Source organism: Fluviicoccus sp., from assembly GCF_030646115.1.
Classification (GTDB): domain Bacteria; phylum Pseudomonadota; class Gammaproteobacteria; order Pseudomonadales; family Moraxellaceae; genus Fluviicoccus.
On record NZ_JAUSMX010000009.1, the window covers coordinates 22,329 to 46,238 of the forward strand.

A 23,910-nucleotide genomic window follows, 5' to 3' on the forward strand; every position below is an offset into this window, starting at 1 on the left:
TGAGCGGCAACCGGCTGATTGATGGAGCATCACTCGCGACGGTGCTTGTGTCCTTGACGTTGCTGACGGCGGGATCAGCCGGATATTCCGTTTTCCCGGAATATGGCGTAATGCCAACGGTCACCGGGTTGTTGCTGGTAGTTCTGGCGCTGCTATTGGCAGCAGTTGAGCGCTTTCTTGCACTGTCAATTACGGTCGAGGTTCTGGGTGACACCCGGACTGCACAATGGCGGGAGAAAGATCTCGGTCTTCGTCTGCAAATTTCCAAGGTTTCGTTGCAGCAAGCACCCAAATATCTGATTCGATCCGTGTCTCTCACCGGTCTGCTCGTAGTCGGTTTAATGTTTGCCTGGATATCCGGTTGGACCAGCGTGGGCTCGGAACAGTCCCATGGCATGCAGTTACCTGCGCCGCATACTTTACTCTGCATGTTTTTACTTTTTCTGGCTGCGTTAGCCGCAACTTATCAGAAAGTCAGTTCCCTGCTCATAATCCAGTTGGCCGGCCTCGTAGTGATTGTGGTGGCGCTTTCCGCCCTGGTGGGGCATGTGTTCGGCACCCGGTCGCCGGTCATGATGGGTTTTGGCGGGATGTCGGGGATGGCGGCTATGGCCCTGCCGACAGCCATGTGTTTGTTGTGTCTGGGCGGCGGATTTATGGTAAATGCGGGGCGGGATTATTTTCTGGCCGTGCCGGTTCGCCTGTTTTCGGCATTCAGCGCCATTGCCTTGCTTCTGCTGTCATTGGGCGGTTTGCCGTTGCTGCTGGGGTGGTTTATTGCCGGTCTGGACTGGGGCGGGCGATACGGACGCGACTCAGCGCTGGCGCTGCTGGTGGTGCTTAACATCCTGCTGCAATTGCCGGTGATCCTGCATGTGGCGCGAAAGCTGTTTTTCAGGGAGCACCAGTTACGACAGGCGGTGAACTCCCTTCAGGAGGCAGTCGCACAAAAGGATGATTTGACGGCCCGGTTACGGGAGCTTTCGCGGCGTGACCCACTGACCGGACTGTTCAATCGCCGCGCCTTTGAGGAAGAGCTGCGTAAAGTATGGCGCCGGAGTCAACGCGGCCGCCAAACGCTGTCATTACTTTATGTCGATATCGATTTTTTCAAAGCCTTCAATGACTTTTACGGGCACCCTGTCGGGGATGCCTGCCTGATCGCCGTGGCCGGCGTGTTGAACGCGGCTGTCAAGCGTGAAGGGGATATGGTGGCTAGGTTGGGGGGGGAGGAGTTTGTCGTATTGCTTCCGGACACGGGGCAGGATGGCGCGCTCGCTGTTGCTGCCCGGTTGCACCGGTTATTGCAGCTTGAGTCGATTGCCCATGACCAGTCGTCAATTGCGGCGAAGCTGACGGTCAGTATCGGCATCAGCAGCCTGTTGCCGCGTCGGGGTGATGATCCCGGCATGCTGGTGGCGGAGGCAGACAAGGCGCTGTATCAGGCCAAGTCTGAGGGCCGCAACCGGACATTCGTCGCACCGGTGGCCTCCATTCGACCGGATCAGCTACAATTACCGCATTAATCCGTTTTTTCCGAGGAAACCATGACTCCGAGCAGGCCCTACCTGGTTCGCGCCATCTACGAATGGCTGGTGGATAACCAGGCAACCCCGTATTTGCTGCTGGATGCCAACGCCACCGGAGCGCGGGTGCCGGTTCAGTATGTCAAGGACGGCAAGATAGTGTTGAATATTGCCCCGCATGCGGTCAAGGACCTGTTTGTGCGAAATGACGGATTGTCTTTTTCCGCGCGCTTCAATGGCGCGTCGATGACGGTGGAAGCCCCCATGTCGGCGGTGCTGGCGATTTATGCCAGGGAGAACGGGCAGGGTATGTTTTTTGACGCCAATGAGGAGTTTGAGGTTCAAGGTGACGCTGAGACAGAGCCGGAGTCATCTGTGATCTCCCAGGCGGCGCCAGTTCTGGCTTCGGTGCCTGCCGGTCGTGCGGAGGAGTCCGCCGATGTTGCCGGTGACGGTGATGACCGGCCCCGTCCCGGTGGCGGGCGGCCCAGCCTGCGTGTTGTCAAGTAAATCCGCCGTGTGCTGCCCGGCGCTCAGTCGGGCAGATAATCAATCAGTTTGACAATGCGCTTGACCTCAGGGACTTGCCGTACCCTCTCAATGGCCTGATCCGCTTCGGCCTTCTTGAGTTTGGCCATCAGATAAACGACCCCATCTTCCACCAGCACCTTGCACTGACTGCTGGGAAAACCCTTCGCGAACGTCAGGGCGCTGCGAATCCGGGCGGAAATCACGCTGTCGCGGGCCCGCGCCACCATGGGCGTGGCATTTTCTGAGACGACAAGCTCATTGTGCACAGTGCCTACTTCGCGCATGGACTTGAGGTTGTCGGCTGCTAATTTCTTGAGGGGCTCATTAGGAACCTGACCGACCAGCAGTACATTGCTGTAAAAGCTCATGACCAGCACCCGGGAGTTGGCAAAGTCCGGGTGCAGTTTGTACAGGTTGATGGCAAAGGTTCGCTCGATGCTCATGTCCTCCACCCGCTGGCTGAAGGTGCGCTCACCGTCGGCGGCGCCCACCGGCTCAGGGCCGGATACAGCGGCGACAAAACGGGCGCAGCCGGATAACATAAATAGCAGGATTAACAGGCTAGGAGCCAAAATTGTCTTCATCATGGACTCCGAAAAGGGCATTGTCGATCAGGTCGCAACAACAGTGCAGCACGAACAGTTGCAGTTCGTGTATCAGGGCGGGCTCGGTGGCCGGCACCGCCAGCAGGGACTCCGAGGTGATGAAGTCCGGCCCGCGCAATCCTGATTCACTGGTCAGGATCAGCACTTGGCATTGCAGGTCGCGGGCCGTGCTGAAGGCCGATTGAAGGCTGGGGTGATCCGCCGACACCACAAAAACGATAATGTCGCCGGGATTGGCCAGAGCCTGCAGGGGGCGGGCCAGCAAGTCTTCCGGATTCCCGGGCACAAAGGGGCTGACCAGTGCGCTGCCCGGCGTCAGGGCGATGGCAGGAAAGGCCGGTCGTTCACAATCAAAACGATCGATCATCCGGGCGACAAAGGCGGCGGCATTGGGTGCATGCGCCCCCAGTCCGCAGCAAAAGATCTTTTTTTCCTGCATCAGCGCGTCAATCAGGCGATTGGCGAAAAGGCTGATGGTTTCCCCGTGCAGTTCAATGAGCTGGTTGAGGGCGGTCAGGTGTGCTTCGGTACGTTGACTGATGATATCAATCATGAATGGGCTTACTCGGCAAGAAAGGCGGCCGGAATCCACTGGAACATCCAGTTTCCGGGGTTCCCGCTCATGGCGATCACGTCGAACCTGACGGCATGATTCGCAAATCGCGGTCGATGGTGCAGAAAATAGCGGGCGGCCGCAATGATTTTTTGTTGCTTGCCGCGAGTGACAGACCCTATGGCGCCGCCAAAGTCCTCGCCGCCGCGATAGCGGACCTCCACAAAGACCAGCAGGTCGCCCTTGACGACGATCAGGTCGACCTCACCCCGGCGGCTGCGGAAATTGCGGCTAACCGGGTGGAAGCCCTGTTGAATGAGGTAGTGGCAGGCGGCGTCTTCAGCGGCTTGTCCGCAAATTTGGCGTGAGGGGGCGAGGGGTTCCATCCAGTATCTCCATGCACACAGGGGTGCGTTGCAATCCATTGGCGTCGAGGGCGATGTTGCCGGTGCGCAGGCTCAGGGTCAGGGGCTTGCGGGCCGGAAGCAGCCGTTGCAGGCTCCAGGCATCGGCCCCGAAAGCCTGCAAACGGTTGAAGCTGCCAGAGTCGGGCGGTGAGGCGGCTGCGAGTAACGGTTGTTCAGGCCAGCGGTTCTCCATGGACCAGGGTGCACCGCAAAAGCGCAAACCGTTCAGGTCGCGCCGCTGCAGCGCCGGGGCGATTTCGTCAAAAGCAGGGGATGTGGTGTACACCTTCAGCGGTTGCTTCTGGTAAAAGGCCAGCAGCGGCATGACCTGGAGCGCCAGAGAGGGCGTGGCCAGGAAAAAGGCCTGGGTGCGGGCTGTGTCCGGGGACGCCAGCAATTGTCTCAGGCTGGCGCTGATGCCGCCCTGGCTGCTTTCCTGCAGCGCGAAGGCCGGCAGTAATTGTCCGTTGCGGGACTCCCAGGCCATTTCAAAGGCCTGGCGCAGGCGCTCACCGGACTCATCGGCCTGCATCAGGATGCGCACCCGCTGAATTCCGTCCTGTTTCATGGCCTCGGCGAGCGGGGCCATTTCATCGTCGGGAGACAAGGCAAACTCCCAAACACCGGGAACGGCCAGATGATCGACATCGTTCAGCGCCAGCACCGGTGCGGACGGCGGAGAGGCGAGTACGGCGGAGACCTGGTCCCGCAGCAGGGGGCCGATCACCAGCCGAGTATCCGGCGTCATGGCGCTATCGAGGATGGCTTTGATGTTGTTTTGGGAGCCGGTATCCCGGAAATTGAGGACAAGGCTGGCATTGCGGTGGCCGCCGGTCTGATAATAGCCGGCCAGCAAGCCGTCGCGCACGGCCGATCCGGCTTTGGCGGCGGGGCCGCTTTGCGGCAGCAGCACGACGATATCCTCGGCCAGGACGGGCGAGGCGATGAGGGCGGACAGCAACAGCCCGGTGCGAATAATCGACATTCCCGAGTTCCTAGATATGACCGGCGTACTTTATGTGGTGGCGACCCCGATTGGCAACCTCGACGACATCTCGTTGCGGGCCTGCGCGGTCTTGAAGCAGGTCAGCCTGATTGCGGCCGAGGATACACGGCATTCCTCGCGATTGTTGCAGCATCTGGGTATTTCCACCCCCAGCATGGCGCTGCACGACCATAACGAGCAGGCGCAGGCGGAATCCCTGCTGGCGCGCATCGTGTCTGGTGACAGTATCGCCTTGATTTCCGATGCCGGAACTCCGCTGATATCCGATCCCGGCTATCGCTTGGTGGCGGCGGCCCAGGCGGCGGGAGTCAGGGTTTCACCGGTGCCTGGCGCCTGCGCCGCCATTGCTGCTTTGTCTGCCGCCGGTTTGCCCAGCGATCGTTTTGTCTTTGAGGGTTTCCTGCCAGCCAAAACCACGGCGCGCCGGGGTCGTCTGGAGTCCTTGTCCGGCGAGAGTCGTACCCTGATTTTTTATGAGGCTCCACATCGCATTGTCGAGTGCCTGCAGGACATGCGTGATATTTTCGGAGCTGTCCGGCGTATTGCCTTAGGGCGGGAGATGACCAAGACCTTTGAGACCATCCGTCTGTTGCCGGCAGCCGAGCTATGTGCGTGGGTCGAGTCTGACGCCAATCAGCAGAAAGGCGAGTTCGTGCTGGTGGTGGAAGGGGCGCCGGCCACCGATCAACTGCCGGATGAGGCGGAAACGGACGCTTTGCTGGTGAAGTTGCTGAAGTATCTGCCGGTAAAACCGGCCTCGCAGCTGGCGGCTGAGTTGACCGGCCGCCGTAAAAACGCATTGTATGACCGGGCGCTGGCGCTGCATGCCGGTTCGGCCGGTGTTGACTGAGGGAGAAGCGGCTATGGGCTTGCAGGACTGGATTCGCAACAGTTATTTCGCCAGGGCGGCGGCCTTGGCCGCCGCCCTGCTGGTGATGTGGTGGGGAGGGTTGCTGTCGCCAGCCGACGGTAAGATAGAAAAAAGCTACGTCACGGAAGCGCGGATTCTGGAGGTGCACGAGCAGGCATGGCTGGTACACTTGGCGGACGGGCGCCAGGCCCGGGTTTACGCACCCAGGGCACGGGATCATCACGTGGGGGATACGGTGCGCTTGCAGATTGTCCGTTATCAAAGCGGGCGCGAGGATGCAATGGTTTCAGGGAGGTGATTGCGAATCCCAAAAACTCCTTGCCATCGCCGCGCATCCTGATATCCTGCGCGTCCGAGTCGGCTGGACGGTCGCCGCCTGCGCAAGCAGGGGGAGGAAAGTCCGGGCTTCGCAGGGCAAAGTGCCAGGTAACGCCTGGGCGGCGTGAGCCGACGGAAAGTGCAACAGAGAGCAGTCCGCCGAACGGTGTCGCAAGACATGCGTGGTAAGGGTGAAACGGTGCGGTAAGAGCGCACCACGAGTCTGGTAACAGACCGGTACGGCAAACCCCACTTGAAGCAAGACCAAATAGGCATCCTATGGCGTGGCCCGCGCTGGATGCGGGTAGGTTGCTGGAGCGCACGGGTGACCGTGCGCCTAGAGGAATGACCGTCCTCGACAGAACCCGGCTTACAGGCCGACTCGGCCTTATTTCAGGGACAAATTTCCCGAGACAAAAACCTGACAAACCGCTTTTCTTAAAGTGATTTCTCAGCATTGTGCGCCATGCATTTGTTTTTGGTCCGGGGTGGCTGATGTTTGTCCCATAAGTCGCTGAAAATTCAGCACAAAACTTGTGATGCAGCCGCTTGACGCTGTACGGGCGTCTCTCTATAGTTTCCCGCTTGTCGGAAAAAACCGTTCTTCTGGCGGGCAGTGGCCTTCCCGGAATGTTTTTTCCTTTTTTTGTGCCCGCCTCCTGCATTCTTGGCGCAATTATGAGCAGTCTTTTCGTACATCAGACCGTCTTGCTGGAAGAAACCGTACAGGCTGTCCTGGGGGCCGTAGACGGTATCTACGTGGACGCAACCTTTGGTCGCGGCGGTCATTCCCGTGAGCTGCTTTCGCACCTTTCCCCCCAGGCATTGTTGATTGCTTTCGACAAGGATCCCGAGGCCATCGCCGCCGGTCAGGCTCTGGCTGACAGTGATCCCCGGGTCATCATGGTGCACGCCAGCTTTGCGGATCTGGCGGCCGTGCTGGCAGAGCGTCACTTGGCCGGCCGGGTGGATGGCATCATGGCCGATCTCGGCGTCTCTTCCCCGCAAATCGATGACGCTTCCCGGGGCTTCAGCTTCCAGAATGACGGTCCGCTGGACATGAGGATGAACCCCCGCGCCGGACTCTCGGCGGCGGAATGGATTGCCCGCGCCACGGAAGAACAATTGGCGGATGCTATCTTCCGTTATGGTGAAGAGCGTTTCAGTCGTCGCATAGCCAAGGCCATCAAACAGAATCCCGAGCCGATTCTCACCACCCGGCAGTTGTCGGAGGTGGTGGCCGCCGCGCATCCGGCTTGGGAGCGCAACAAGAATCCTGCCACCCGCACTTTTCAGGCGATCCGTATCGCGGTTAACGGCGAGTTGGATGACGTTGCCGGTTTCCTGCCTGACGCCATGGCCGCCCTGAAGCCGGGGGGGAAGTTGGCCGTGATCAGCTTTCACTCACTCGAAGACCGGATGGTGAAACAGTTTTTCCGGAAGCAGTCCCAGGGGGATGATCTGCCCCGGGATTTCCCCATTCGCGCCGCTGACCTCAAGCCTTTGGCCAAATCACTGGGCAAGATTGATCCTTCGCCCGATGAAATCAGCCGCAACCCCCGCGCCCGCAGCGCCCACCTGCGCGTAGCGATGAAGCTGGAGTCCGCGTGATGATCGAGTTGCTCAAAAAGAGCTTCAAACCCAGCCTGAGCGCCGGGGTCGTGGCCTTGCTGGTTGTCGGGCTGGTCGGTTCTGCTGTCGGCGTGGCCTATAGTGCGCATTTGGCACGGCTGAAGGTGCAGGAATTGCAACGGCTGGATGAGGAAAAGAACAATCTGGATGTTGAGTGGGGGCAGTTGTTGCTGGAGCAGCATGCCTGGGGGTCGTACGGACGCATAGGCAAGCTCGGTGCGGAGGAACTGCAAATGGTGCCTCCGCCACCCGAATCGGTGGTGATGGTGCAGCAATGAAGCAAGGCAAGACCGCGCGCCCGGTCAAAGCGGTGGCCCCCGGTTTTTCCGGGCGCCATAAAGCAGTCGCCATCCTGCTGGGACTCCTGTTCCTGGGCATGCTGGTGCGCGCCACGTATCTCCATGTCATCGATCATGAATTCCTGAAGCGGCAGGGTGACGCTCGCATGTTGCGCAAGGAAACGCTGCCTGCGCATCGCGGCATGATTCTGGACCGTAACGGCGTACCGCTGGCCGTCAGTACGCCGGTGGTGTCGCTTTGGGTCAACCCTAAGGAAGTACGTGAGTTGGGCCAACCGGCTAACCCCAAAGCAAAGCCCCGCGTGCTTGATGTCCCGGAACTGGCGCTGGCGATCGGGGTGGATCCAGCTGTGCTCGCGTCGCGCCTGAAACGCAGTGAGGGCAAGGAGTTTCTCTATCTGAAGCGTCATCTGGCGCCCGATATCGCAAAAGTAGTGCTGGACCGGGAGTTCCCCGGGGTGTACGGCATTAATGAATACAAGCGGTATTACCCCGAAGGGGAAAGCGCGTCCCATATCATCGGTTTCACAGACTTGGATGATTACGGCAAGGAAGGCCTGGAGCTGGCATATGACCCGGAGTTGCGCGGCAAACCCGGCAAGATGCTGGTCATGCGCGATTTGAAGGGGCGCAAGGTCAAGGATGTGTCCCTGATCAAGGCGGCTACGCCTGGCAAGGAACTGAACCTCAGTTTTGATTCCCGTGTCCAGTATATTGCCTATCGTGAACTGGCGGCGGCGGTGGCCGAACATGGTGCGAAAGCCGGGCTGGTGGTGGCGCTGGATGTGGAAACCGGTGAAGTGCTGGCCATGGCCAACCAGCCCGGCTACAACCCCAACAATCGCATTGGCGTGCCGCTGGACAGCCTGCGCAACCGGGGCGCTGTCGATATGTTCGAGCCGGGTTCCACCATGAAAGTACTGACGGTGGCGGCCGGGCTGGAGAGCGGGAAATACACCCCGGACAGTAAATTCAACACCAATCCGGGCTCCTATCAGGTTTACAACAAGACCATCACCGATCACGAGAATTACGGGATCATTGATATGGGCACCATCATCACCAAGTCCAGTAACGTGGGGGCGGCGCAAATTGCCCTGTCCCTGCCGCCTGATGGCTTGCCGACCTTTCTACAGCGCTTTGGTCTGGGGAAAGTAACTGGCAGCGGTTTCCCCGGCGAAACCCGCGGCCGCCTGCAGCCGCCGGAACGCTGGCGTCCGGTGGAGTTAGCCACAATGTCCTATGGTTATGGTTTGACGGTTAATGCCCTGCAACTGGCGCGTGCCTACGCCACGATTGCGGCGGGCGGCGTACAGCGTCCGGTCAGTTTCCTGAAGGTCAATGGCCCCGTGCAGGAAACACGCCTGATCAGTGAAAGGATTGCCCGGCAGTTGTTTCCCATGATGGAGTCGGTGGTTTCAGAAGATGGAACGGCCAAGAAGGCGGCAGTTCCCGGTTATCGCGTGGCGGGCAAAACCGGGACAGCGCACAAGGCGCAGGCTGGCGGTTATGCGGCCAATGACTATATGTCACTTTTTGTCGGATTTGCCCCGGTTTCCAACCCCAAGGTGGTTATGGCGGTGGTGATAGACAATCCGTCCAAGGGCGGTTATTACGGCGGTCTTGTGGCTGCACCGGTTTTCTCGCGGGTCATGGCGGAAACGCTGCGCCTGATGAATGTACCAACTGACAAGCCTCTTGAACCACCTCCCCCGGTGCCGATGGAACGGGCAGTGCCGGCGCCTGCCGGAGGACGGACCTGATGCCGCGTCTGGGTGATTTTTATGCGGAGGCGCCCTCTGCATGGTCGGATCTTGAAGTGACGGGGCTGACGGCAGACAGCCGCCAGGTAAGGCCGGGATCCCTGTTCCTGGCCCTGCGCGGCCGCACTCACGATGCCCGCGATTTCATTCCGCAGGCTGTACTCAACGGCGCGGCAGCGGTGCTGGCGGAAGATGCCGGTAGCGAAGAAGTCGAAGGCGTACCGGTGATCGGGGTGCCCGGTCTGTCGTCGCTTTTGGGCGAAATTGCCTCCGGATTTTACGGGCAGCCCAGTCAGTCACTGCGGGTCGTGGCCGTAACCGGCACCAATGGCAAGACCAGCACCGCCCAGTTGCTGGCGCATGCCTGTGAGTTTCTTGGTCGCCGCGCCGCAGTACTTGGAACCTTGGGCAACGGTCTGGTGGGTGAAGTACAACCTTCAACACATACCACGCTGGATGCTGTGCAGTTGCAGGCGAGGCTGGCCGAGTTCCGTGATGCCGGTGCGCAAGTGGTGGCGATGGAGGCCAGTTCGCACGGTCTGGAGCAGGGGCGGCTGAATGCCACCCGCATCGAAACGGCTGTTTTCACCAACCTGACCCGTGACCATCTGGATTATCACGGCGACATGGAAACCTACCGCGATGCGAAGGGCTTGCTGTTTCAGTGGCCGACGCTGAAGCAGGCGATCCTCAATGCGGATGACCCGGCCTCGGTGCATTTTCGACATCTGCTGGGCAAACAGGTTCGTTGCTGGTCGTACAGCCAGCAGCCCGATTCCCGCGCCGATTTTGTGGCGCTGAGTGTCGCTCCCTCATTGCAGGGGTTGGTATTGCGGGTCAGAACCCCGATGGGGGACCGTGAGATCCGCAGCCGTTTGCTGGGCCGCTTCAATGTCAGCAACCTGCTGGCCGTGCTGGCCGGGTTGCTGGCGGTGGATATTCCGCTGGATGATGCCGTGCGGGCGCTGGAGGCCGTGCAGCCGGTGCGGGGCCGCATGGAGTGCTGGTCGAATGGAAACATGACGGCGGTGGTGGACTATGCTCACACGCCGGACGCACTGGAAAAAGTATTACAGACCCTGCGTGAGCATGTTCAGGGTCGCCTGTGGTGCGTGTTTGGCTGCGGTGGCGACCGCGACTCCGGCAAGCGTGCACTGATGGGGGCGATTGCTGCCCGTCTGGCGGACCGGGTGGTGGTGACGTCGGACAACCCGCGCAGCGAGGCGCCGGATCGCATCATTGCTGATGTGCTGTCAGGGCTGGGCGGTGAAGACAAGATGAGGGTGCAGGTTTGCACAGACCGTCGCGAAGCGATTGCGATGGCAATGAAAGAAGCGGCGCCCGGTGATCTGGTGCTGGTGGCGGGCAAGGGGCACGAGGACTATCAGGAAGTTCGCGGCGTGCGCTATGCCTTTGATGATGCGGAAGAAGTGCGACGTCATTTGGGGCTGATGCACGGGGTCGGCGTGGAGGGGACGTCAGATGCGATTTAGCAAGATTGCGGCGGTAACCGGCGGGCAGTTGCATGGGGCGGATGGAGAGGCGCTGACTTTCTCCACGGACACCAGGCAGATCGCCGCCGGGGATTTCTTTGTTGCCCTCAGTGGTGAAAATTTTGACGCCAACGCCTTTGTTGCGAGGGCTGCAGAGGCGGGGGCTTGCGGGGCCATGGTCACCGTCCTGAATCCCGGTCTGCCCCTGCCGCAAGTGCTGGTTCCGGATACCCGCGTGGCGTTGCAGCAATTGGCGCTGGCCTGGCGACTTCAGTTCAACCCGGTGCGGGTGGCGATTACCGGCAGCAGCGGCAAGACCACCGTCAAGGAAATGGCGGCCTCGATCTTCAGCAAGGCCGGTGAGACGCTGGCGACGCTGGGCAACAAGAATAACGAAATCGGCGTACCGCTGACCCTGTTACGGCTGGGCGCTCAGCACAAGTACGGGGTCTTTGAGTTGGGGGCGAACCACAAGGGGGAAATTGCTTGCACCAGTGGTTTAGTGCAACCGCAAGCGGCGCTTATCAACAACGTAGGGGTTGCTCATCTGGAAGGGTTCGGCAGCCGACAGGGTATTGCGGATGCCAAGGGAGAGATCTTCAGCGGCTTGACCGTTGACGGCGTGGCGGTGGTCAATCGGGATGACGATTACGCGGATTACCACCTGTCCCTGAATGCCGGTCGGCGGGTCATTACTTTTTCGGTCAACGGCCCGGCGGATGTGTCTGCGAAAAGCCTGATCCGGCAAGCCGGCGGCGCTTGGACCTTTGATTTGCAGTTGCCGGATGTGACGCTGCCCATCCACTTGCAGGTGCTGGGGCAGCATAATGTCAGCAACGCCCTGGCCGCCGCCGCACTGGCGCTGGCCTGCGATATTGCCCCCGGGCATATCCGTGACGGGCTGCAGGCTGCCAAACCGGCGCCGGGCCGACTGGAAAGGCATCGGTGTGGTGATCTGGTGGTAATAGATGACACGTATAACGCCAATCCGGCATCCATGAAGGCCGCTCTGGATATGCTGGCCGGTTGTGAAGGGCGACGCATTGCCATTCTCGGCGGCATGGGCGAGTTGGGGGATGGTGCTGCAGAAATGCATGCCGAAGTCGGCGCCCATGCCGCCAGTCTGGGTATTGACCTGCTGCTGGCGGTGGGTAACTTCCATGAGGGCACGGTTCTGGGGTTCGGGCCGGGCAATGTGTGCGGTTTTGCCACCCAGGACGAATTACTGGCGGTATTGCCGACATTGATTAAGGGCCCGGCCACGGTGCTGGTCAAGGGTTCCCGCAGCGCCCGCATGGAGCGGGTTGTCCAGAAACTGATTGAGGAGCAACGCTGATGCTTGTCTGGCTGGCGGGAATACTCGCTGAATACGTCAAGGCTTTCCGGGTGTTTGATTATCTCACCCTGCGCGCCATCCTGAGTGTGCTTACCGCCTTGGGCATATCCCTGTGGCTTGGCCCCTGGATGATCGAGAAGCTGCGCCTCATGAAGTTTGGTCAGGCCGTCCGCACCGACGGACCGCAAACGCATCTGGTCAAGTCCGGCACGCCGACCATGGGCGGCGCGCTGATCCTGGTGGCGATTGCCGTCAGCACCTTGCTGTGGGGCAAATTGAACAACCCTTATATCTGGGTGGTCCTCGCGGTCATGGCGGTTTTTGGCGCGGTGGGCTGGGTGGATGACTACCGGAAAGTGGTTGAAAAGAATTCACGCGGCTTGCCGGCGCGCTGGAAGTATTTCTGGCAATCGCTCGGCGGCATCGGGGCGGCGGGGTTTCTGTATTACATTGCCAGCACGCCACAGGAAACAGCCTTGATTTTCCCGTTTTTCAAGGATTTTGTGATCCCGTTGGGGGTGTTTTATATTCTGCTGACCTATCTGGTGATTGTCGGCAGCAGTAATGCCGTCAATCTGACTGACGGATTGGACGGCCTGGCGATCATGCCTACGGTTATGGTTGCAGGCGCGTTGGCTATTTTTGCTTATGTTTCGGGTAATATTAAATTTGCGACCTACCTGCATATTCCGCATGTGGTGGGGGCAGGGGAGCTGATTGTCATTTGCGGATCGATCATCGGGGCCGGGCTGGGTTTTCTCTGGTTCAATGCCTATCCGGCCCAGGTTTTCATGGGGGATGTCGGGGCATTGGCGCTAGGGGCGGTGCTGGGAGTGATTGCGGTTATTGTCCGCCAGGAAATCGTGCTGTTTGTCATGGGCGGTGTTTTTGTGCTGGAAACGGTTTCGGTGATGTTGCAGGTGGCCTCATTCAAACTGACCGGAAAACGCATTTTCCGCATGGCGCCGATTCATCACCATTATGAGTTGAAGGGCTGGCCTGAAACCAAGGTGGTGGTGCGGTTCTGGATTATCAGCTTCATGCTGGTACTGCTGGGTTTGGCCACCCTGAAAATTCGCTAGGAAACCGCCATGGAAAACCGGATTCAGCAAGACAGATTAATGGTCGTGGTGGGGCTGGGCAAGACCGGTCTCTCCTGTGTGCGTTTTCTGCGTGGGCAGGGTTATACGGTCGCCGTCAACGACACCCGGAACAACCCTCCGGGGTTGGAGGAATTGCGTCGGGATTATCCGGAGGTTCATTGCAGTCTGGGCGGACTGGATGAAAGCCTGTTGTTGCAGGCCCGCGAAATCATTGCCAGTCCCGGTATTTCGATCAACGAACCGGCGATGCTGGCAGCCCGGCTCAAGGCCGGCATACCGGTAATCGGGGATATAGAACTGTTTTGCCGCGCCACAGACGCGCCGATCATCGCCATTACCGGTTCCAACGCCAAAAGCACCGTGACAACGCTGGTGGGATTAATGGCGGATAATGCCGGGATAAAAGCCGGTGTCGGCGGTAATCTGGGTATTCCGGTGTTGGACTTGCTGAATCCTGAAACCGGGCTGTATGTGCTCGAATTATCGAGTTTCCAGCTGGAAACTACACACGACTTGCGTGCCGCAGCCGCGGTGGTTCTCAATATCAGTGAAGACCACATGGATCGTTACAAAAATATGCAGGAATACCATCGCGCCAAGCATCGTATTTTCAGAAACTGCAGGTTTTACGTAACTAATCGTCAGGACGACCTGACGGTGCCGCAATTGCCGGAATCCGTTCCGCATACCAGTTTTGGAACCGACATGCCTGACCATGATTCCTGGGGGGTAATCCGCGAGGCCGGTCAGGTCTGGCTTGCCCATGGGCATGAAAAACTGCTGGCGGCCAATGAGATGAAGATTTTCGGTGAGCACAATATCGCCAATGCGCTGGCGGCGCTGGCGCTGGGTTCAGCGGTCAATTTGCCCCTGCAAGTCATGCTGGACACCCTGCGCGAGTTCCCAGGATTGCCGCATCGCTGCCGGATGGTCGCACGTTACAACGGCGTCAGTTGGTATAACGATTCCAAGGGCACCAATGTAGGGGCAACGCTGGCGGCATTGAACGGACTGGGGCCGGTCATCGACGGCAAAGTTATCCTGATTGCCGGCGGCCAGGGCAAGGGTCAGGACTTTTCTCCCTTGACGCCCGCCCTGGAGCAGTTTGGCAAGTCTGTCATCCTGATCGGTGAGGATGCTGCCCGGATTGAGGCCGTCCTGACCCCCGGCATCGAGCGGCTTCATGCGGACAGTCTTCCCGACGCGATACGTCTGGCCGGTCGTTTGGCGGTTGCCGGTGATGCGGTGCTGCTGTCCCCGGCCTGCGCCAGCTTTGACATGTTCCAGAGTTATGAAGATCGCGGCAACCGCTTTGAGGCGGCTGTACAGGCGCTGACGGAGGCTGCATGAAGCTCGCCTTGCCCCGGATTTCCATTCCCCGGCACTGGGTTGTACCGAACTGGCGTGAGGAATTCACTCCGGCGCGCCTGTTGATGTTGTCGGCAGGCATGCTGGCCTGTATCGGCGTCATCATGGTCGCCTCGGCTTCGATGGGGGTGGCGGACGCCATCTTTGGCCATCCGTTCTACTTCTTTTTCCGGCATTTGTTTTACATGCTGCTGGCGGTCTCGACTGCCGGAGTGGTGGTGAATGTGCCGATGCATTTCTGGCAGCGCTTCAGTTGGCATATTCTCGCTTTTGCCTTTGTACTGCTGGTGATGGTGCTGATTCCTCATGTTGGAAAGCGTATCAACGGCAGCGCCCGCTGGCTGGGCGTGGGGCCGTTAACCATTCAGCCCTCCGAGATCGGTAAATTCGCTGTGGTGCTGTTCATGGCGGGGTATTTGGTAAGACGTCAGGAAGAGGTCAGAACCACCTATATTTTGGGGTTTCTAAGGGCAATGGCGGTGATCGGCACCTTTATCGGCTTGTTCCTCAGTGAGCCCGATTTTGGCGCCAGCCTGGTGCTGATGACGGCTGTCATGGGCATGCTGTTTTTAGCCGGTGCGCCAATGATCCAGTTCGGCGGTCTGGTGTTTTTTGTGCTGGCGGGCGGTATCGCTGCCATTATCCTGGAGCCTTACCGGTTGCGCCGGGTGATGTCGTTCATGGATCCCTGGGATGACCAGTATGGTTCCGACTACCAGTTGTCGCAGAGCCTGATTGCGTTCGGACGCGGGGACTGGTTTGGTGTCGGCCTCGGTCATAGCGTTCAGAAGCTGTTTTATTTGCCCGAAGCACATACCGACTTTGTATTTGCAGTGTATGCCGAGGAATTCGGGCTGGTCGGAGTTGTCCTGCTGATCAGCCTGTTCTGGGTGCTGATCACGTCGGCGCTGAAAATCGGCCGAAACGCCGAGGCGGCGGGTCGTCAGTTTGAAGGCTACCTGGCTTATGGTCTGGCCTTTTTGATCACGATGCAGGCGGTGATCAATATCGGGGTCAACACCGGCTTTTTCCCCACCAAGGGCTTGACGCTGCCCTTGGTCAGCTACGGCGGTAGTAGCCTGATGGTGGTGTTTGTGATGCTTGGCATCCTGTTGCGGATCGATGCGGAAACGCGGACGGGCTTCCGGGAGAAGAAAAATGGCCGTTAAGTCCGTGGTGGTGATGGCCGGGGGGACCGGAGGGCATGTTTTTCCGGCGTTGGCGGTTGCGCATCAGCTGGAAAGCCATGGCGTACGTATCCATTGGCTGGGGACGGCGGCGGGTATTGAGGCGGATGTCGTGCCGAAAAACCGGTTGCCGATTACGTTCCTGGATGTCAGCGGCGTCCGGGGTCAGGGCATCGGCCGCCTGCTGCGCGCGCCGTTCAAGGTGATGGCGGCAACGCTGGCGGCGATGCGGGTCATGCGCGCCGTGGAGGCGGATTGCGTCATTGGATTGGGCGGTTATGTGACCGGTCCGGGCGGGCTGGCGGCGCGCCTACTGGGCAAGCCGCTGATCATTCATGAGCAGAATGCCATTGCCGGATTCACCAACCGGATGCTGTCGCGTCTGGCCACGCAGGTGCTGCAGGCCTTTCCCGGCGCTTTCCCTGCAGATCCGAAGGTGGCCACCACCGGTAATCCGGTGCGGGCGGATATTTGCGCCGTACCGGCCCCCGAAGAGCGCTTTGCCGGCCGGAGCGGGCCGTTGCGGGTGCTGGTGCTGGGCGGCAGCCAGGGCGCTGTTGCGCTGAACGCGCTGCTGCCGAAAGCGTTGGCTCAGTTGTCCCCGGACATGCGTCCGGAGCTCCGGCACCAAACCGGCCGCAAGTCTGTGGAATCCACGCAAGCCAACTACGAGGCAGTGGGGGTTACGGCGGAAGTTGTGCCATTCATTGATGACATGGCGGCTGCATATGCCTGGGCGGATCTGGTTATCTGCCGGTCCGGAGCCTTGACGGTCAGCGAGCTGGCGGCGGTGGGGGCAGCCTCCATTCTGGTGCCTTATCCCTTTGCTGTGGATGATCATCAGACGGCCAATGCCCGTTATCTGTCGGAAGCCGGCGCGGCTTGCCTGTGCCCGCAGAAAATATTGACTCCGGAAGTGCTGGCGGCGGAGCTGCGTGCGGTCTGGAACCGCGACACCCTGCTGAACATGGCGGTCAAGGCCCGTCAGCAGGCCAAGCCTGAAGCCACTGCCACGGTGGCGGCCTTTTGTCTTCAACCCCGAGCATAATGAGACAGCCCATGAGTCATGGCAACGGACGTAGTCGATTGATTGAAATCCCCGAAATGCGCCGGGTAAAGCTGATTCATTTCGTCGGTATCGGCGGAGCGGGGATGTGCGGCATTGCGGAAGTGCTGCTGAACCAGGGCTACGCCATTTCCGGTTCCGACGCTAAGGCGGGCGAAACCACGGCGCGTCTGGCAAAGCTGGGCGCCCGGATCTTCATTGGCCATGAGGCTTCGCATATTGAAGGCGTGGATGTGCTGGTCGCCTCCACCGCGATTGATAACAGCAATCCTGAGGTGGTCGCCGCCCGGGAAGCGCGGATTCCCATCGTCCGCCGTGCGGAAATGCTGGGCGAGCTGATGCGTTGGCGGCATGGCATCGCCATTGCCGGAACGCATGGCAAGACGACAACGACCAGTCTGGTGACATCGATCCTGGCGGAAGCGGGTATGGACCCGACATTTGTCATCGGCGGCTTGCTGAACAGCGCGGGGACCAATGCCAAGCTGGGCGGCAGCCGCTATCTGGTCGCCGAGGCCGATGAAAGCGATGCTTCGTTCCTGCATCTGCTGCCCATGGCTGCGGTGGTGACCAACATTGACGCTGATCATATGGACACCTATGGTGGCGATTTTGAGAAGCTGAAGGACACCTTCATCCAGTTCCTGCATAACCTGCCATTTTACGGACTGGCTGTAGTGTGCGGCGATGATCCGGTCATTAGGTCGTTGTTGGCGCGAATCGGGCGCTCTACCATCACCTACGGTTTTGCGGAAGAAAACGATGTCAGGGCGGTTGATATCGAACAGGCTGGTACACAGACCCGTTTTACCGTGTTGCGCCCCCACCGCGAACCGTTGAATGTCACGCTGAACCTGCCGGGCATGCATAATGTCCTGAACTCCCTGGCCGCCATCAGCATCGCGACCGATGAAGGCGTCAGCGATGAAGCGATCCGGGCCGCACTGATCCGTTTTCAGGGCGTCGGTCGCCGCTTCCAGCAATATGGCGAGTTTCCCTGCGATGACGGTAATGTCTGTCTGGTGGACGATTACGGGCATCATCCGCGCGAGGTGGAGGCCACGATCAAGGCCGCCCGCCAGAGCTACCCGGATCGTCGGCTGGTGCTGCTGTTCCAGCCGCACCGCTATACCCGCACCCGTGACTGCTTCGAGGATTTCGTCCGGGTCCTGTCGGATGTGGACCTGCTGGTGCTGCTGGATGTCTATCCGGCCGGGGAAAAGCCGATACCGGGAGCGGACGGCCGCACACTGGCCCGTAGTGTTCGCCTGCTGGGACAAGTAAATCCTGTTTTTGTGCAGCAACACGAAGACCTGCCGACGGTACTGAAGGCAATATTGCAGTCCAATGACCTGCTGCTGACGCAAGGCGCCGGTAATGTCGGGGCGATTGCCTCGGATCTGGCCGCTCACAACCTTTATCTGCAAGCCGGCGAGCCACGCCAGGCTTAATCATCCCACGGGAGCAACAGGCAACATGACAGTGAAGCAAGAGCAATTCGGGCGGGTCGCGGTGCTGTTTGGCGGCACTTCGGCCGAACGGGAAATTTCCCTGATCAGCGGGCAGGCGGTTCTGGACGCCCTCAAGGCCGGCGGCATAGACGCCGAAGCTTTTGATCCGGCCCGGCGGCCGATTGCCGAAGTGGTTGCCTATGATCGCGCCTTCATTGTGCTGCATGGCCGTGGCGGTGAAGACGGCACCGTGCAGGGCGCGCTGGAGTTGCTGGGGGTGCCCTATACCGGTAGTGGTGTGCTGGCGTCGGCGCTGGGCATGGACAAGGCGCGCACCAAGCAGTTGTGGCTGGGTTGCGGCTTGCCAACGCCTTCGTACCGCCGGTTGTCGGCGGAAACCGATTTTGCCTCAGTCGTCGCCGAGCTGGGACTGCCGTTGATGATCAAGCCGGTTCGGGAAGGTTCCAGCATCGGCATGCGCAAGGTGGAGACCCTGGAGGATCTGCCCGGTGCCTATTCCTTTGCCGCGCAATATGACAGCGAAATCATTGCCGAACGCTGGATTACCGGACGGGAATACACGATAGTGATTCTGGGCGGCCGCGCTTTGCCGGTCATCCGTCTGCAGCCACATCAGAGCCATGGTTTTTACGATTTCGAGGCCAAGTATCAGGCCAACGATACCCAGTACCTGTGTCCCTGCGGACTCTCCCCGGAAGATGAAGGGCGGTTGCAGGCCGTGGCGCTTGAGGCATTTACCGCTGTCGGCGCCCGCGGCTGGGGGCGAATCGATGCCATGCAGGACCAGGACGGCCGTTTCTGGTTGCTGGAGGTGAATACGGTGCCGGGCATGACCGATCATTCGCTGGTGCCGATGGCGGCACGTGCGGACGGGATGGATTTCGGGCAACTGGTAAGGACGATCCTGGCGCAAACCCTGGACGGGTCAAGAGGCTGAGCAACATGCAAACCCAAGCGCCCGCCGGTCGTAACCTGTTCCGGAACCTGTCGTTCCGGAAACCGGCGCTGATGCTCGGTCGGTTTTTCAGCGTAATCTGGTTGTTATGCGGTTTCATGGCGCTGGCCTGGGGCTTTGTCGGCCTGTATGCGGAGTTGGTCCGCAAAGCGCCGCTGGCGATTATCCAGGTGGAAGGGGACATCAGTCCGGCTGATCGTGATGAGTTGTCCGCTCGTTTGAAGCCAGTGGTCAAAGGCAGTTATTTCGGGACCGATCTGATGGCCATCCGTGACGCCGTCATTGCGTCGCCCTGGGTGGAAAGCATGTCGGTGCAGCGTCGCTGGCCCGACGGCATCCGGGTGCGGGTGATTGAAAAAAAGGCGGTGGCGCGCTGGGGGGAAAAGAATTACCTTAGCGCCCGTGGCGAGATCTTCCAGCCCAAGCCTGGCGCTGCCGGCAGCGAACTGCCGTTGCTGTTCGGGCCGGAAGGCAAGACTGCATTTGTCATGGAACAATACCGCAGCCTGAACGAACGTTTCAGGCCGACAGGGATGCACGTTGTGGAGTTGCACCTGACCGAACGCATGACCTGGTTTCTCAAGTTCAACTCCGGCATGGAGCTGATTCTGGACCAGCGTCAGTTCAACGACAAGCTGCAGCGATTTTTGTGGCTTTGGGATAAAGAGCTCCAACCCAACGCGGACCGCATCGCCCGCGTGGACCTGAGGTACCGGAACGGACTTGCTGTGGCCTGGAAAGCAGGCATGGAGGTCCCGGTAGTGAACAATCAATTGAGAAAGCTGGAACAGGTGACAAGGCAAGATGGCAGATAACCAGCAAGACCTGATCGTGGCGCTTGATGTCGGCACATCGAAGGTTGCGGCGCTGATTGCGCAGGTATCCTCCGACGGGCTGCTCGAAGTAATCGGTGTCGGCAAAAAAGCCTCGCGGGGCTTGAAGCGCGGCATGGTCGTCAATATTGACCAGACTATCCAGGATATCCAGGCGGCTATCAGTGAAGCCGAAAGCATGGCTGACTGCAGCATCCATTCGGTTTATGTCGGCATCGCCGGTTCGCACATCCTCAGCCGCAACCTGCATGGCGTGGTGGCTGTTCCCAACGGCGAGGTGACCCAGTCCGATATTGATCGAGTACTGGAGGCGGCGAAAACCGGGGCGGTAATGCCGGATCACAAGGTCCTGCACGTGCTGCCGCAGGAATTCATCGTCGATCATCAGGAAGATGTGCGCAATCCGCTGGGCATGTCCGGCGTTCGTCTGGAAGGGCATCATCATCTGGTGTCCTGTTCGCTGAATGCGTGGCAAAATCTGGAAAAGTGTGTGCGTGGTTGCGGCATCGGAATAGATGAAGTGGTACTGGAGCCGCTGGCGGCGGCGGATGCAGTGTTGTCCGACGACGAGAAGCAATTGGGCGTGTGCCTGGTCGATATCGGCGCGGGCACCACGGATATCGCCGTCTACGCCCATGGAGCGTTGCGGCACACGGCTATTCTGCCGGTGGCGGGGGATCAGGTGACCAATGATGTCGCCATCACCCTGCATACCCCGACCCAGGAAGCTGAAGATCTGAAGGTGAAACATGCCTGCGCCCAGGCCAGGCTTGTCAATCGCGAAGACATGATCAACGTTCCGGGCATGGGTGACCGGCCGCTGCGCAAGTTGCAACGGCATTTTCTGGCCTCGGTGGTTGAGGCTCGTTACGAAGAAATATTCCGCATGGTTCAGGAAGAACTGGTTCACGCCGGACTCATGGGCTACATGGGGGCGGGAATTGTGCTGACAGGCGGAGCCTCCCGGATTGAAGGTGCGGCCGCCCTGGCGGAGTCCGTGCTGGCAATGCCGGTGCGGGTGGGCGTCCCGAACGGAGTCAAGTCGGGCGGTATGGGCGACATTCTCAAAAATCCGGTCTACGCCACGGGCGTGGGCCTCCTGATGTATGGCAAGCAGCGCTTGCATGAAGTGCGCGAGGTGCTCCCTACTCGTCGCAATCCGTCAGGAAACGGGGGTATGTTCCAGAAATTGCGTCAATGGCTTGAAACGCATTTCTGAACGGCAGTCAGGGGCAGGCGTGGCATGATAATTCCGGGGCAGGAGTAACAAAATGAGTATTTTCCAGATGGCAGATGATCACGTCGACAGCTTCAACGGCAATGCTGTGATCAAGGTGTTCGGTATCGGCGGCGGCGGCGGCAATGCCGTCGATCATATGGTGCGTTCGGGTTTGAAGGGCGTGCAGTTCATCTGCGCCAATACCGACATGCAGGCATTGAAAAAAATGAGCGCGCCCACGTTGTTGCAGTTGGGGGGCGAGTTGACCCGCGGTCTGGGCGCAGGCGCTCAGCCGGAGGTTGGCCGTCAGGCGGCTCTGGAGGATCGTGACCGGATCCGTGAGGCATTGAACGGTGCCGATATGGTGTTCATTACCGCCGGCATGGGCGGCGGCACCGGCACCGGCGGTGCACCGGTGGTGGCGGAAGTGGCCCGGGAAATGGGCATCCTCACCGTCGGGGTGGTAACCAAGCCCTTTCCGTTTGAAGGCAAGCGCATGAAGCTGGCGGAACACGGCATTGATGAACTTTCCCAGCATGTCGACTCGCTGATCACCATTCCCAATGCCAAGTTGCTGACCGTGCTTGGCAAGGTGTCGTTGCTGGATGCGTTCAAGGCCGCCAACAACGTGCTGCTCAACGCGGTGCAGGGCATTTCGGACATGATTACCCGGCCCGGCCTCATCAACGTTGATTTCGCCGACGTGCGTACGGTGATGTCCGAGCAGGGTCTGGCCATGATGGGAACCGGTTCCGCCAAGGGTGAAGACCGGGCCCGCATCGCTACCGAACTGGCCATTCACAGCCCGTTGCTGGACGACATCCAGCTGGAAGGCGCTCGTGGATTGCTGGTATCGGTGGCCGCCAACGAAAGCCTGGGACTGGATGACTTCAATACGGTGGGTGAAATTGTCAACCATCTGACGTCTTCTGAGGCTCATGTGGTCATCGGTACCATCCTTGATCCGGATCTTGGCGATGAAATCCGGGTCACGGTGGTAGCGACAGGCCTTAGCAAGACGGCGCCGCGCGCCTCCGCCGGCGCCCAGGCAACGGCTGCAACCGCACGCCCGCGCCCGGTCATGGGCGGCGCGGCGCCCTCCGTAACGCCGCAACCGGCCCCGCGTCCGGTTTATGATGACTATGAGCAGCCTGCCATCAACCGCCGTCCGCCTGCACCTGCGCCGGCTGCAGCGGCAAAACCGGCCGCGAAGAGCAGTGAATTGCTGAATGTCCCGGCTTTCCTGCGTCGCCAGCAGAACTCCGACCAGTAATCACGGTTCGGAGACACCCAAAGGCGCTGGTGGAAACACCGGCGCCTTTGCATTTGTGAGGCCGCCGGGCAAGGGCAATCAATCCTTGCAGAAAGCCGGAGAAGTGTTACTATGCCAATTTGGCCCTGAAACATTTTGACACAATGCTTCGTCAACGAACCCTGAAAAACACCATCCGCGCCACCGGCATCGGTCTGCATAGCGGCAACAAGGTCTATTTGACCCTGAAGCCCGGCAGTATTGATTCCGGTATTCGCTTCCGGAGAACGGACATTGATCCTCCGGTGGAGATCCCGGCCAACGCGCTGCTGGTGAACGATACCGTGATGTCCACCAATCTGGTGAGTGACGGGGTCAAGATCGGGACGGTGGAGCACCTGATGTCCGCACTGGCCGGGCTGGGAATTGATAATGCCGTGATCGAAGTCAGCGCGGCAGAAATCCCCATCATGGATGGAAGCGCCGGTCCTTTTGTGTTCCTGTTGCAAGCGGCCGGCATCATCGAGCAAACCGCTCCAAAGAAACTGGTTCGTATCCTCAAACCGATCGAGGTCCATGAGGGTGACAAATATGCTGCCTTCATGCCCTATAACGGCTTTCGTGTTGCGTTTACCATTGATTTTGATCATCCCGCCTTTCACGAAGACCACAAGAGCGCCTGCGTTGACTTTTCAACCACGGCGTATGTGAAGGAGGTCAGCCGTGCACGGACCTTCGGCTTCATGCGTGATATTGAGTACCTGTGGTCCCGCAACCTGGCGCGTGGCGGCAGCATGGAAAACGCCATTGTCCTGAACGATGAAGGCGTGATGAATGTCGACGGCCTGCGCTACGAAGACGAGTTCGTCCGACACAAAATGCTGGACGCCATTGGTGATTTGTACCTGCTGGGCTACGGCATCATTGGTGAATACAAGGGCTACAAGTCGGGCCATGGACTCAACAATGCCTTGTTGAGAGCATTGCTGGAGCGGCCTGATGCTTGGGAAATTGTCACATTTGATGACGAAAATAGCGCCCCTATCGCCTACATTACCGCCCAGCCGCCGCGGGATGTCCATTAATTCAACAGCTTATCCGCTTTTTGCTGTGCC

General features: G+C 59.6%; 23 protein-coding genes and 1 other RNA gene. 20 read left to right on the forward strand and 4 right to left on the reverse strand.

The window, feature by feature from the left end:
- Positions 1 to 110 precede the first annotated feature (110 nt).
- Complete coding sequence (locus Q7T36_RS05920; protein WP_304845079.1) at positions 111 to 1,526, forward strand: GGDEF domain-containing protein; 1,416 nt, start codon at positions 111 to 113, stop codon at positions 1,524 to 1,526.
- Between the two features lie 21 nt (positions 1,527 to 1,547).
- Positions 1,548 to 2,036: a ClpXP protease specificity-enhancing factor gene (locus Q7T36_RS05925; RefSeq protein ID WP_304845082.1), complete on the forward strand. Its 489-nt coding sequence runs from the start codon at positions 1,548 to 1,550 to the stop codon at positions 2,034 to 2,036.
- A gap of 23 nt (positions 2,037 to 2,059) precedes the next feature.
- Here Q7T36_RS05925 and Q7T36_RS05930 read toward each other — a convergent pair whose 3' ends face one another.
- Genes Q7T36_RS05930 through Q7T36_RS05945 form a run of 4 tightly spaced genes read right to left on the reverse strand, consistent with a single transcriptional unit; the run spans position 2,060 to position 4,607 of the window.
- Positions 2,060 to 2,644: a BON domain-containing protein gene (locus tag Q7T36_RS05930; protein ID WP_304845085.1), complete on the reverse strand. Its 585-nt coding sequence runs from the start codon at positions 2,642 to 2,644 to the stop codon at positions 2,060 to 2,062.
- On the reverse strand, positions 2,619 to 3,215 hold the full coding sequence (locus tag Q7T36_RS05935; protein WP_304845088.1) for an SIS domain-containing protein: 597 nt from the start codon (positions 3,213 to 3,215) through the stop codon (positions 2,619 to 2,621). The genes Q7T36_RS05930 and Q7T36_RS05935 overlap by 26 nt, the downstream gene beginning before the upstream one ends.
- 8 nt (positions 3,216 to 3,223) lie before the next feature.
- Positions 3,224 to 3,601, reverse strand: coding sequence for a YraN family protein (locus tag Q7T36_RS05940; protein WP_304845091.1), 378 nt, complete (start codon positions 3,599 to 3,601; stop codon positions 3,224 to 3,226).
- Complete coding sequence (locus Q7T36_RS05945) at positions 3,555 to 4,607, reverse strand: penicillin-binding protein activator (RefSeq protein WP_304845094.1); 1,053 nt, start codon at positions 4,605 to 4,607, stop codon at positions 3,555 to 3,557. Before Q7T36_RS05945 ends, Q7T36_RS05940 begins: the two co-directional genes overlap by 47 nt.
- A gap of 16 nt (positions 4,608 to 4,623) precedes the next feature.
- Here Q7T36_RS05945 and rsmI point away from each other — a divergent pair, with 16 nt between their 5' ends.
- The 18 genes from rsmI (at position 4,624) to lpxC (ending at position 23,880) form a co-directional block, all read left to right on the forward strand.
- Entirely contained in the window at positions 4,624 to 5,478 is an 855-nt protein-coding gene (gene rsmI / locus Q7T36_RS05950; RefSeq protein ID WP_304845096.1) for a 16S rRNA (cytidine(1402)-2'-O)-methyltransferase, read from the forward strand.
- Positions 5,468 to 5,797: a hypothetical protein gene (locus tag Q7T36_RS05955; protein WP_304845099.1), complete on the forward strand. Its 330-nt coding sequence runs from the start codon at positions 5,468 to 5,470 to the stop codon at positions 5,795 to 5,797. The genes rsmI and Q7T36_RS05955 overlap by 11 nt, the downstream gene beginning before the upstream one ends.
- Positions 5,798 to 5,852: 55 nt before the next feature.
- Positions 5,853 to 6,206, forward strand: an RNA gene (rnpB, locus tag Q7T36_RS05960) — RNase P RNA component class A.
- Positions 6,207 to 6,495: 289 nt separating this feature from the next.
- On the forward strand, positions 6,496 to 7,428 hold the full coding sequence (rsmH, locus tag Q7T36_RS05965; RefSeq protein ID WP_304845102.1) for a 16S rRNA (cytosine(1402)-N(4))-methyltransferase RsmH: 933 nt from the start codon (positions 6,496 to 6,498) through the stop codon (positions 7,426 to 7,428).
- A complete protein-coding gene (gene ftsL, locus Q7T36_RS05970; protein WP_304845105.1) occupies positions 7,428 to 7,727 on the forward strand; it encodes a cell division protein FtsL in 300 nt (99 codons plus the stop codon). The genes rsmH and ftsL overlap by 1 nt, the downstream gene beginning before the upstream one ends.
- Positions 7,724 to 9,511, forward strand: coding sequence for a penicillin-binding protein 2 (locus tag Q7T36_RS05975; RefSeq protein WP_304845108.1), 1,788 nt, complete (start codon positions 7,724 to 7,726; stop codon positions 9,509 to 9,511). Before ftsL ends, Q7T36_RS05975 begins: the two co-directional genes overlap by 4 nt.
- Entirely contained in the window at positions 9,511 to 11,004 is a 1,494-nt protein-coding gene (locus tag Q7T36_RS05980) for a UDP-N-acetylmuramoyl-L-alanyl-D-glutamate--2,6-diaminopimelate ligase (protein ID WP_304845111.1), read from the forward strand. The genes Q7T36_RS05975 and Q7T36_RS05980 overlap by 1 nt, the downstream gene beginning before the upstream one ends.
- Positions 10,994 to 12,340 carry a UDP-N-acetylmuramoyl-tripeptide--D-alanyl-D-alanine ligase gene (gene murF, locus Q7T36_RS05985; RefSeq protein ID WP_304845114.1) on the forward strand — a complete coding sequence of 449 codons (1,347 nt, stop codon included), beginning with the start codon at positions 10,994 to 10,996 and terminating at the stop codon, positions 12,338 to 12,340. Before Q7T36_RS05980 ends, murF begins: the two co-directional genes overlap by 11 nt.
- A complete protein-coding gene (mraY, locus tag Q7T36_RS05990) occupies positions 12,340 to 13,422 on the forward strand; it encodes a phospho-N-acetylmuramoyl-pentapeptide-transferase (RefSeq protein WP_304845117.1) in 1,083 nt (360 codons plus the stop codon). The genes murF and mraY overlap by 1 nt, the downstream gene beginning before the upstream one ends.
- A 9-nt stretch (positions 13,423 to 13,431) precedes the next feature.
- On the forward strand, positions 13,432 to 14,793 hold the full coding sequence (gene murD, locus Q7T36_RS05995; protein WP_304845120.1) for a UDP-N-acetylmuramoyl-L-alanine--D-glutamate ligase: 1,362 nt from the start codon (positions 13,432 to 13,434) through the stop codon (positions 14,791 to 14,793).
- Positions 14,790 to 15,980, forward strand: a complete 1,191-nt coding sequence (gene ftsW / locus Q7T36_RS06000; RefSeq protein WP_304845123.1) for a putative lipid II flippase FtsW — start codon at positions 14,790 to 14,792, stop codon at positions 15,978 to 15,980. Before murD ends, ftsW begins: the two co-directional genes overlap by 4 nt.
- Positions 15,970 to 17,046, forward strand: a complete 1,077-nt coding sequence (gene murG, locus Q7T36_RS06005; protein WP_304845126.1) for an undecaprenyldiphospho-muramoylpentapeptide beta-N-acetylglucosaminyltransferase — start codon at positions 15,970 to 15,972, stop codon at positions 17,044 to 17,046. Before ftsW ends, murG begins: the two co-directional genes overlap by 11 nt.
- Positions 17,047 to 17,057: 11 nt before the next feature.
- A complete protein-coding gene (murC, locus tag Q7T36_RS06010; RefSeq protein ID WP_304845129.1) occupies positions 17,058 to 18,515 on the forward strand; it encodes a UDP-N-acetylmuramate--L-alanine ligase in 1,458 nt (485 codons plus the stop codon).
- Between the two features lie 25 nt (positions 18,516 to 18,540).
- A complete protein-coding gene (locus Q7T36_RS06015; protein ID WP_304845132.1) occupies positions 18,541 to 19,473 on the forward strand; it encodes a D-alanine--D-alanine ligase in 933 nt (310 codons plus the stop codon).
- Between the two features lie 5 nt (positions 19,474 to 19,478).
- Positions 19,479 to 20,306 carry a cell division protein FtsQ/DivIB gene (locus Q7T36_RS06020; protein WP_304845135.1) on the forward strand — a complete coding sequence of 276 codons (828 nt, stop codon included), beginning with the start codon at positions 19,479 to 19,481 and terminating at the stop codon, positions 20,304 to 20,306.
- Positions 20,296 to 21,543: a cell division protein FtsA gene (ftsA, locus tag Q7T36_RS06025; protein WP_304845137.1), complete on the forward strand. Its 1,248-nt coding sequence runs from the start codon at positions 20,296 to 20,298 to the stop codon at positions 21,541 to 21,543. The genes Q7T36_RS06020 and ftsA overlap by 11 nt, the downstream gene beginning before the upstream one ends.
- Before the next feature lie 52 nt (positions 21,544 to 21,595).
- Positions 21,596 to 22,816: a cell division protein FtsZ gene (ftsZ, locus tag Q7T36_RS06030; protein ID WP_304845141.1), complete on the forward strand. Its 1,221-nt coding sequence runs from the start codon at positions 21,596 to 21,598 to the stop codon at positions 22,814 to 22,816.
- A 143-nt stretch (positions 22,817 to 22,959) separates the two neighbouring features.
- Positions 22,960 to 23,880, forward strand: coding sequence for a UDP-3-O-acyl-N-acetylglucosamine deacetylase (gene lpxC / locus Q7T36_RS06035; protein WP_304845145.1), 921 nt, complete (start codon positions 22,960 to 22,962; stop codon positions 23,878 to 23,880).
- The last annotated feature ends 30 nt before the right edge of the window (positions 23,881 to 23,910 follow it).

Excerpts from the sequence above, each read along its gene's own strand:
- Q7T36_RS05920 (WP_304845079.1), top strand. The coding sequence starts at position 111 with ATGCCAACGGTCACCGGGTTGTTGCTGGTAGTTCTGGCGCTGCTATTG.
- Q7T36_RS05925 (WP_304845082.1), top strand. The coding sequence starts at position 1,548 with ATGACTCCGAGCAGGCCCTACCTGGTTCGCGCCATCTACGAATGGCTG.
- Q7T36_RS05930 (WP_304845085.1), bottom strand. The coding sequence starts at position 2,644 with ATGATGAAGACAATTTTGGCTCCTAGCCTGTTAATCCTGCTATTTATG.
- Q7T36_RS05935 (WP_304845088.1), bottom strand. The coding sequence starts at position 3,215 with ATGATTGATATCATCAGTCAACGTACCGAAGCACACCTGACCGCCCTC.
- Q7T36_RS05940 (WP_304845091.1), bottom strand. The coding sequence starts at position 3,601 with ATGGAACCCCTCGCCCCCTCACGCCAAATTTGCGGACAAGCCGCTGAA.
- Q7T36_RS05945 (WP_304845094.1), bottom strand. The coding sequence starts at position 4,607 with ATGTCGATTATTCGCACCGGGCTGTTGCTGTCCGCCCTCATCGCCTCG.
- rsmI (WP_304845096.1), top strand. The coding sequence starts at position 4,624 with ATGACCGGCGTACTTTATGTGGTGGCGACCCCGATTGGCAACCTCGAC.
- rsmH (WP_304845102.1), top strand. The coding sequence starts at position 6,496 with ATGAGCAGTCTTTTCGTACATCAGACCGTCTTGCTGGAAGAAACCGTA.
- ftsL (WP_304845105.1), top strand. The coding sequence starts at position 7,428 with ATGATCGAGTTGCTCAAAAAGAGCTTCAAACCCAGCCTGAGCGCCGGG.
- Q7T36_RS05975 (WP_304845108.1), top strand. The coding sequence starts at position 7,724 with ATGAAGCAAGGCAAGACCGCGCGCCCGGTCAAAGCGGTGGCCCCCGGT.
- Q7T36_RS05980 (WP_304845111.1), top strand. The coding sequence starts at position 9,511 with ATGCCGCGTCTGGGTGATTTTTATGCGGAGGCGCCCTCTGCATGGTCG.
- murF (WP_304845114.1), top strand. The coding sequence starts at position 10,994 with ATGCGATTTAGCAAGATTGCGGCGGTAACCGGCGGGCAGTTGCATGGG.
- mraY (WP_304845117.1), top strand. The coding sequence starts at position 12,340 with ATGCTTGTCTGGCTGGCGGGAATACTCGCTGAATACGTCAAGGCTTTC.
- murD (WP_304845120.1), top strand. The coding sequence starts at position 13,432 with ATGGAAAACCGGATTCAGCAAGACAGATTAATGGTCGTGGTGGGGCTG.
- ftsW (WP_304845123.1), top strand. The coding sequence starts at position 14,790 with ATGAAGCTCGCCTTGCCCCGGATTTCCATTCCCCGGCACTGGGTTGTA.
- murG (WP_304845126.1), top strand. The coding sequence starts at position 15,970 with ATGGCCGTTAAGTCCGTGGTGGTGATGGCCGGGGGGACCGGAGGGCAT.
- murC (WP_304845129.1), top strand. The coding sequence starts at position 17,058 with ATGAGTCATGGCAACGGACGTAGTCGATTGATTGAAATCCCCGAAATG.
- Q7T36_RS06015 (WP_304845132.1), top strand. The coding sequence starts at position 18,541 with ATGACAGTGAAGCAAGAGCAATTCGGGCGGGTCGCGGTGCTGTTTGGC.
- Q7T36_RS06020 (WP_304845135.1), top strand. The coding sequence starts at position 19,479 with ATGCAAACCCAAGCGCCCGCCGGTCGTAACCTGTTCCGGAACCTGTCG.
- ftsA (WP_304845137.1), top strand. The coding sequence starts at position 20,296 with ATGGCAGATAACCAGCAAGACCTGATCGTGGCGCTTGATGTCGGCACA.
- ftsZ (WP_304845141.1), top strand. The coding sequence starts at position 21,596 with ATGAGTATTTTCCAGATGGCAGATGATCACGTCGACAGCTTCAACGGC.
- lpxC (WP_304845145.1), top strand. The coding sequence starts at position 22,960 with ATGCTTCGTCAACGAACCCTGAAAAACACCATCCGCGCCACCGGCATC.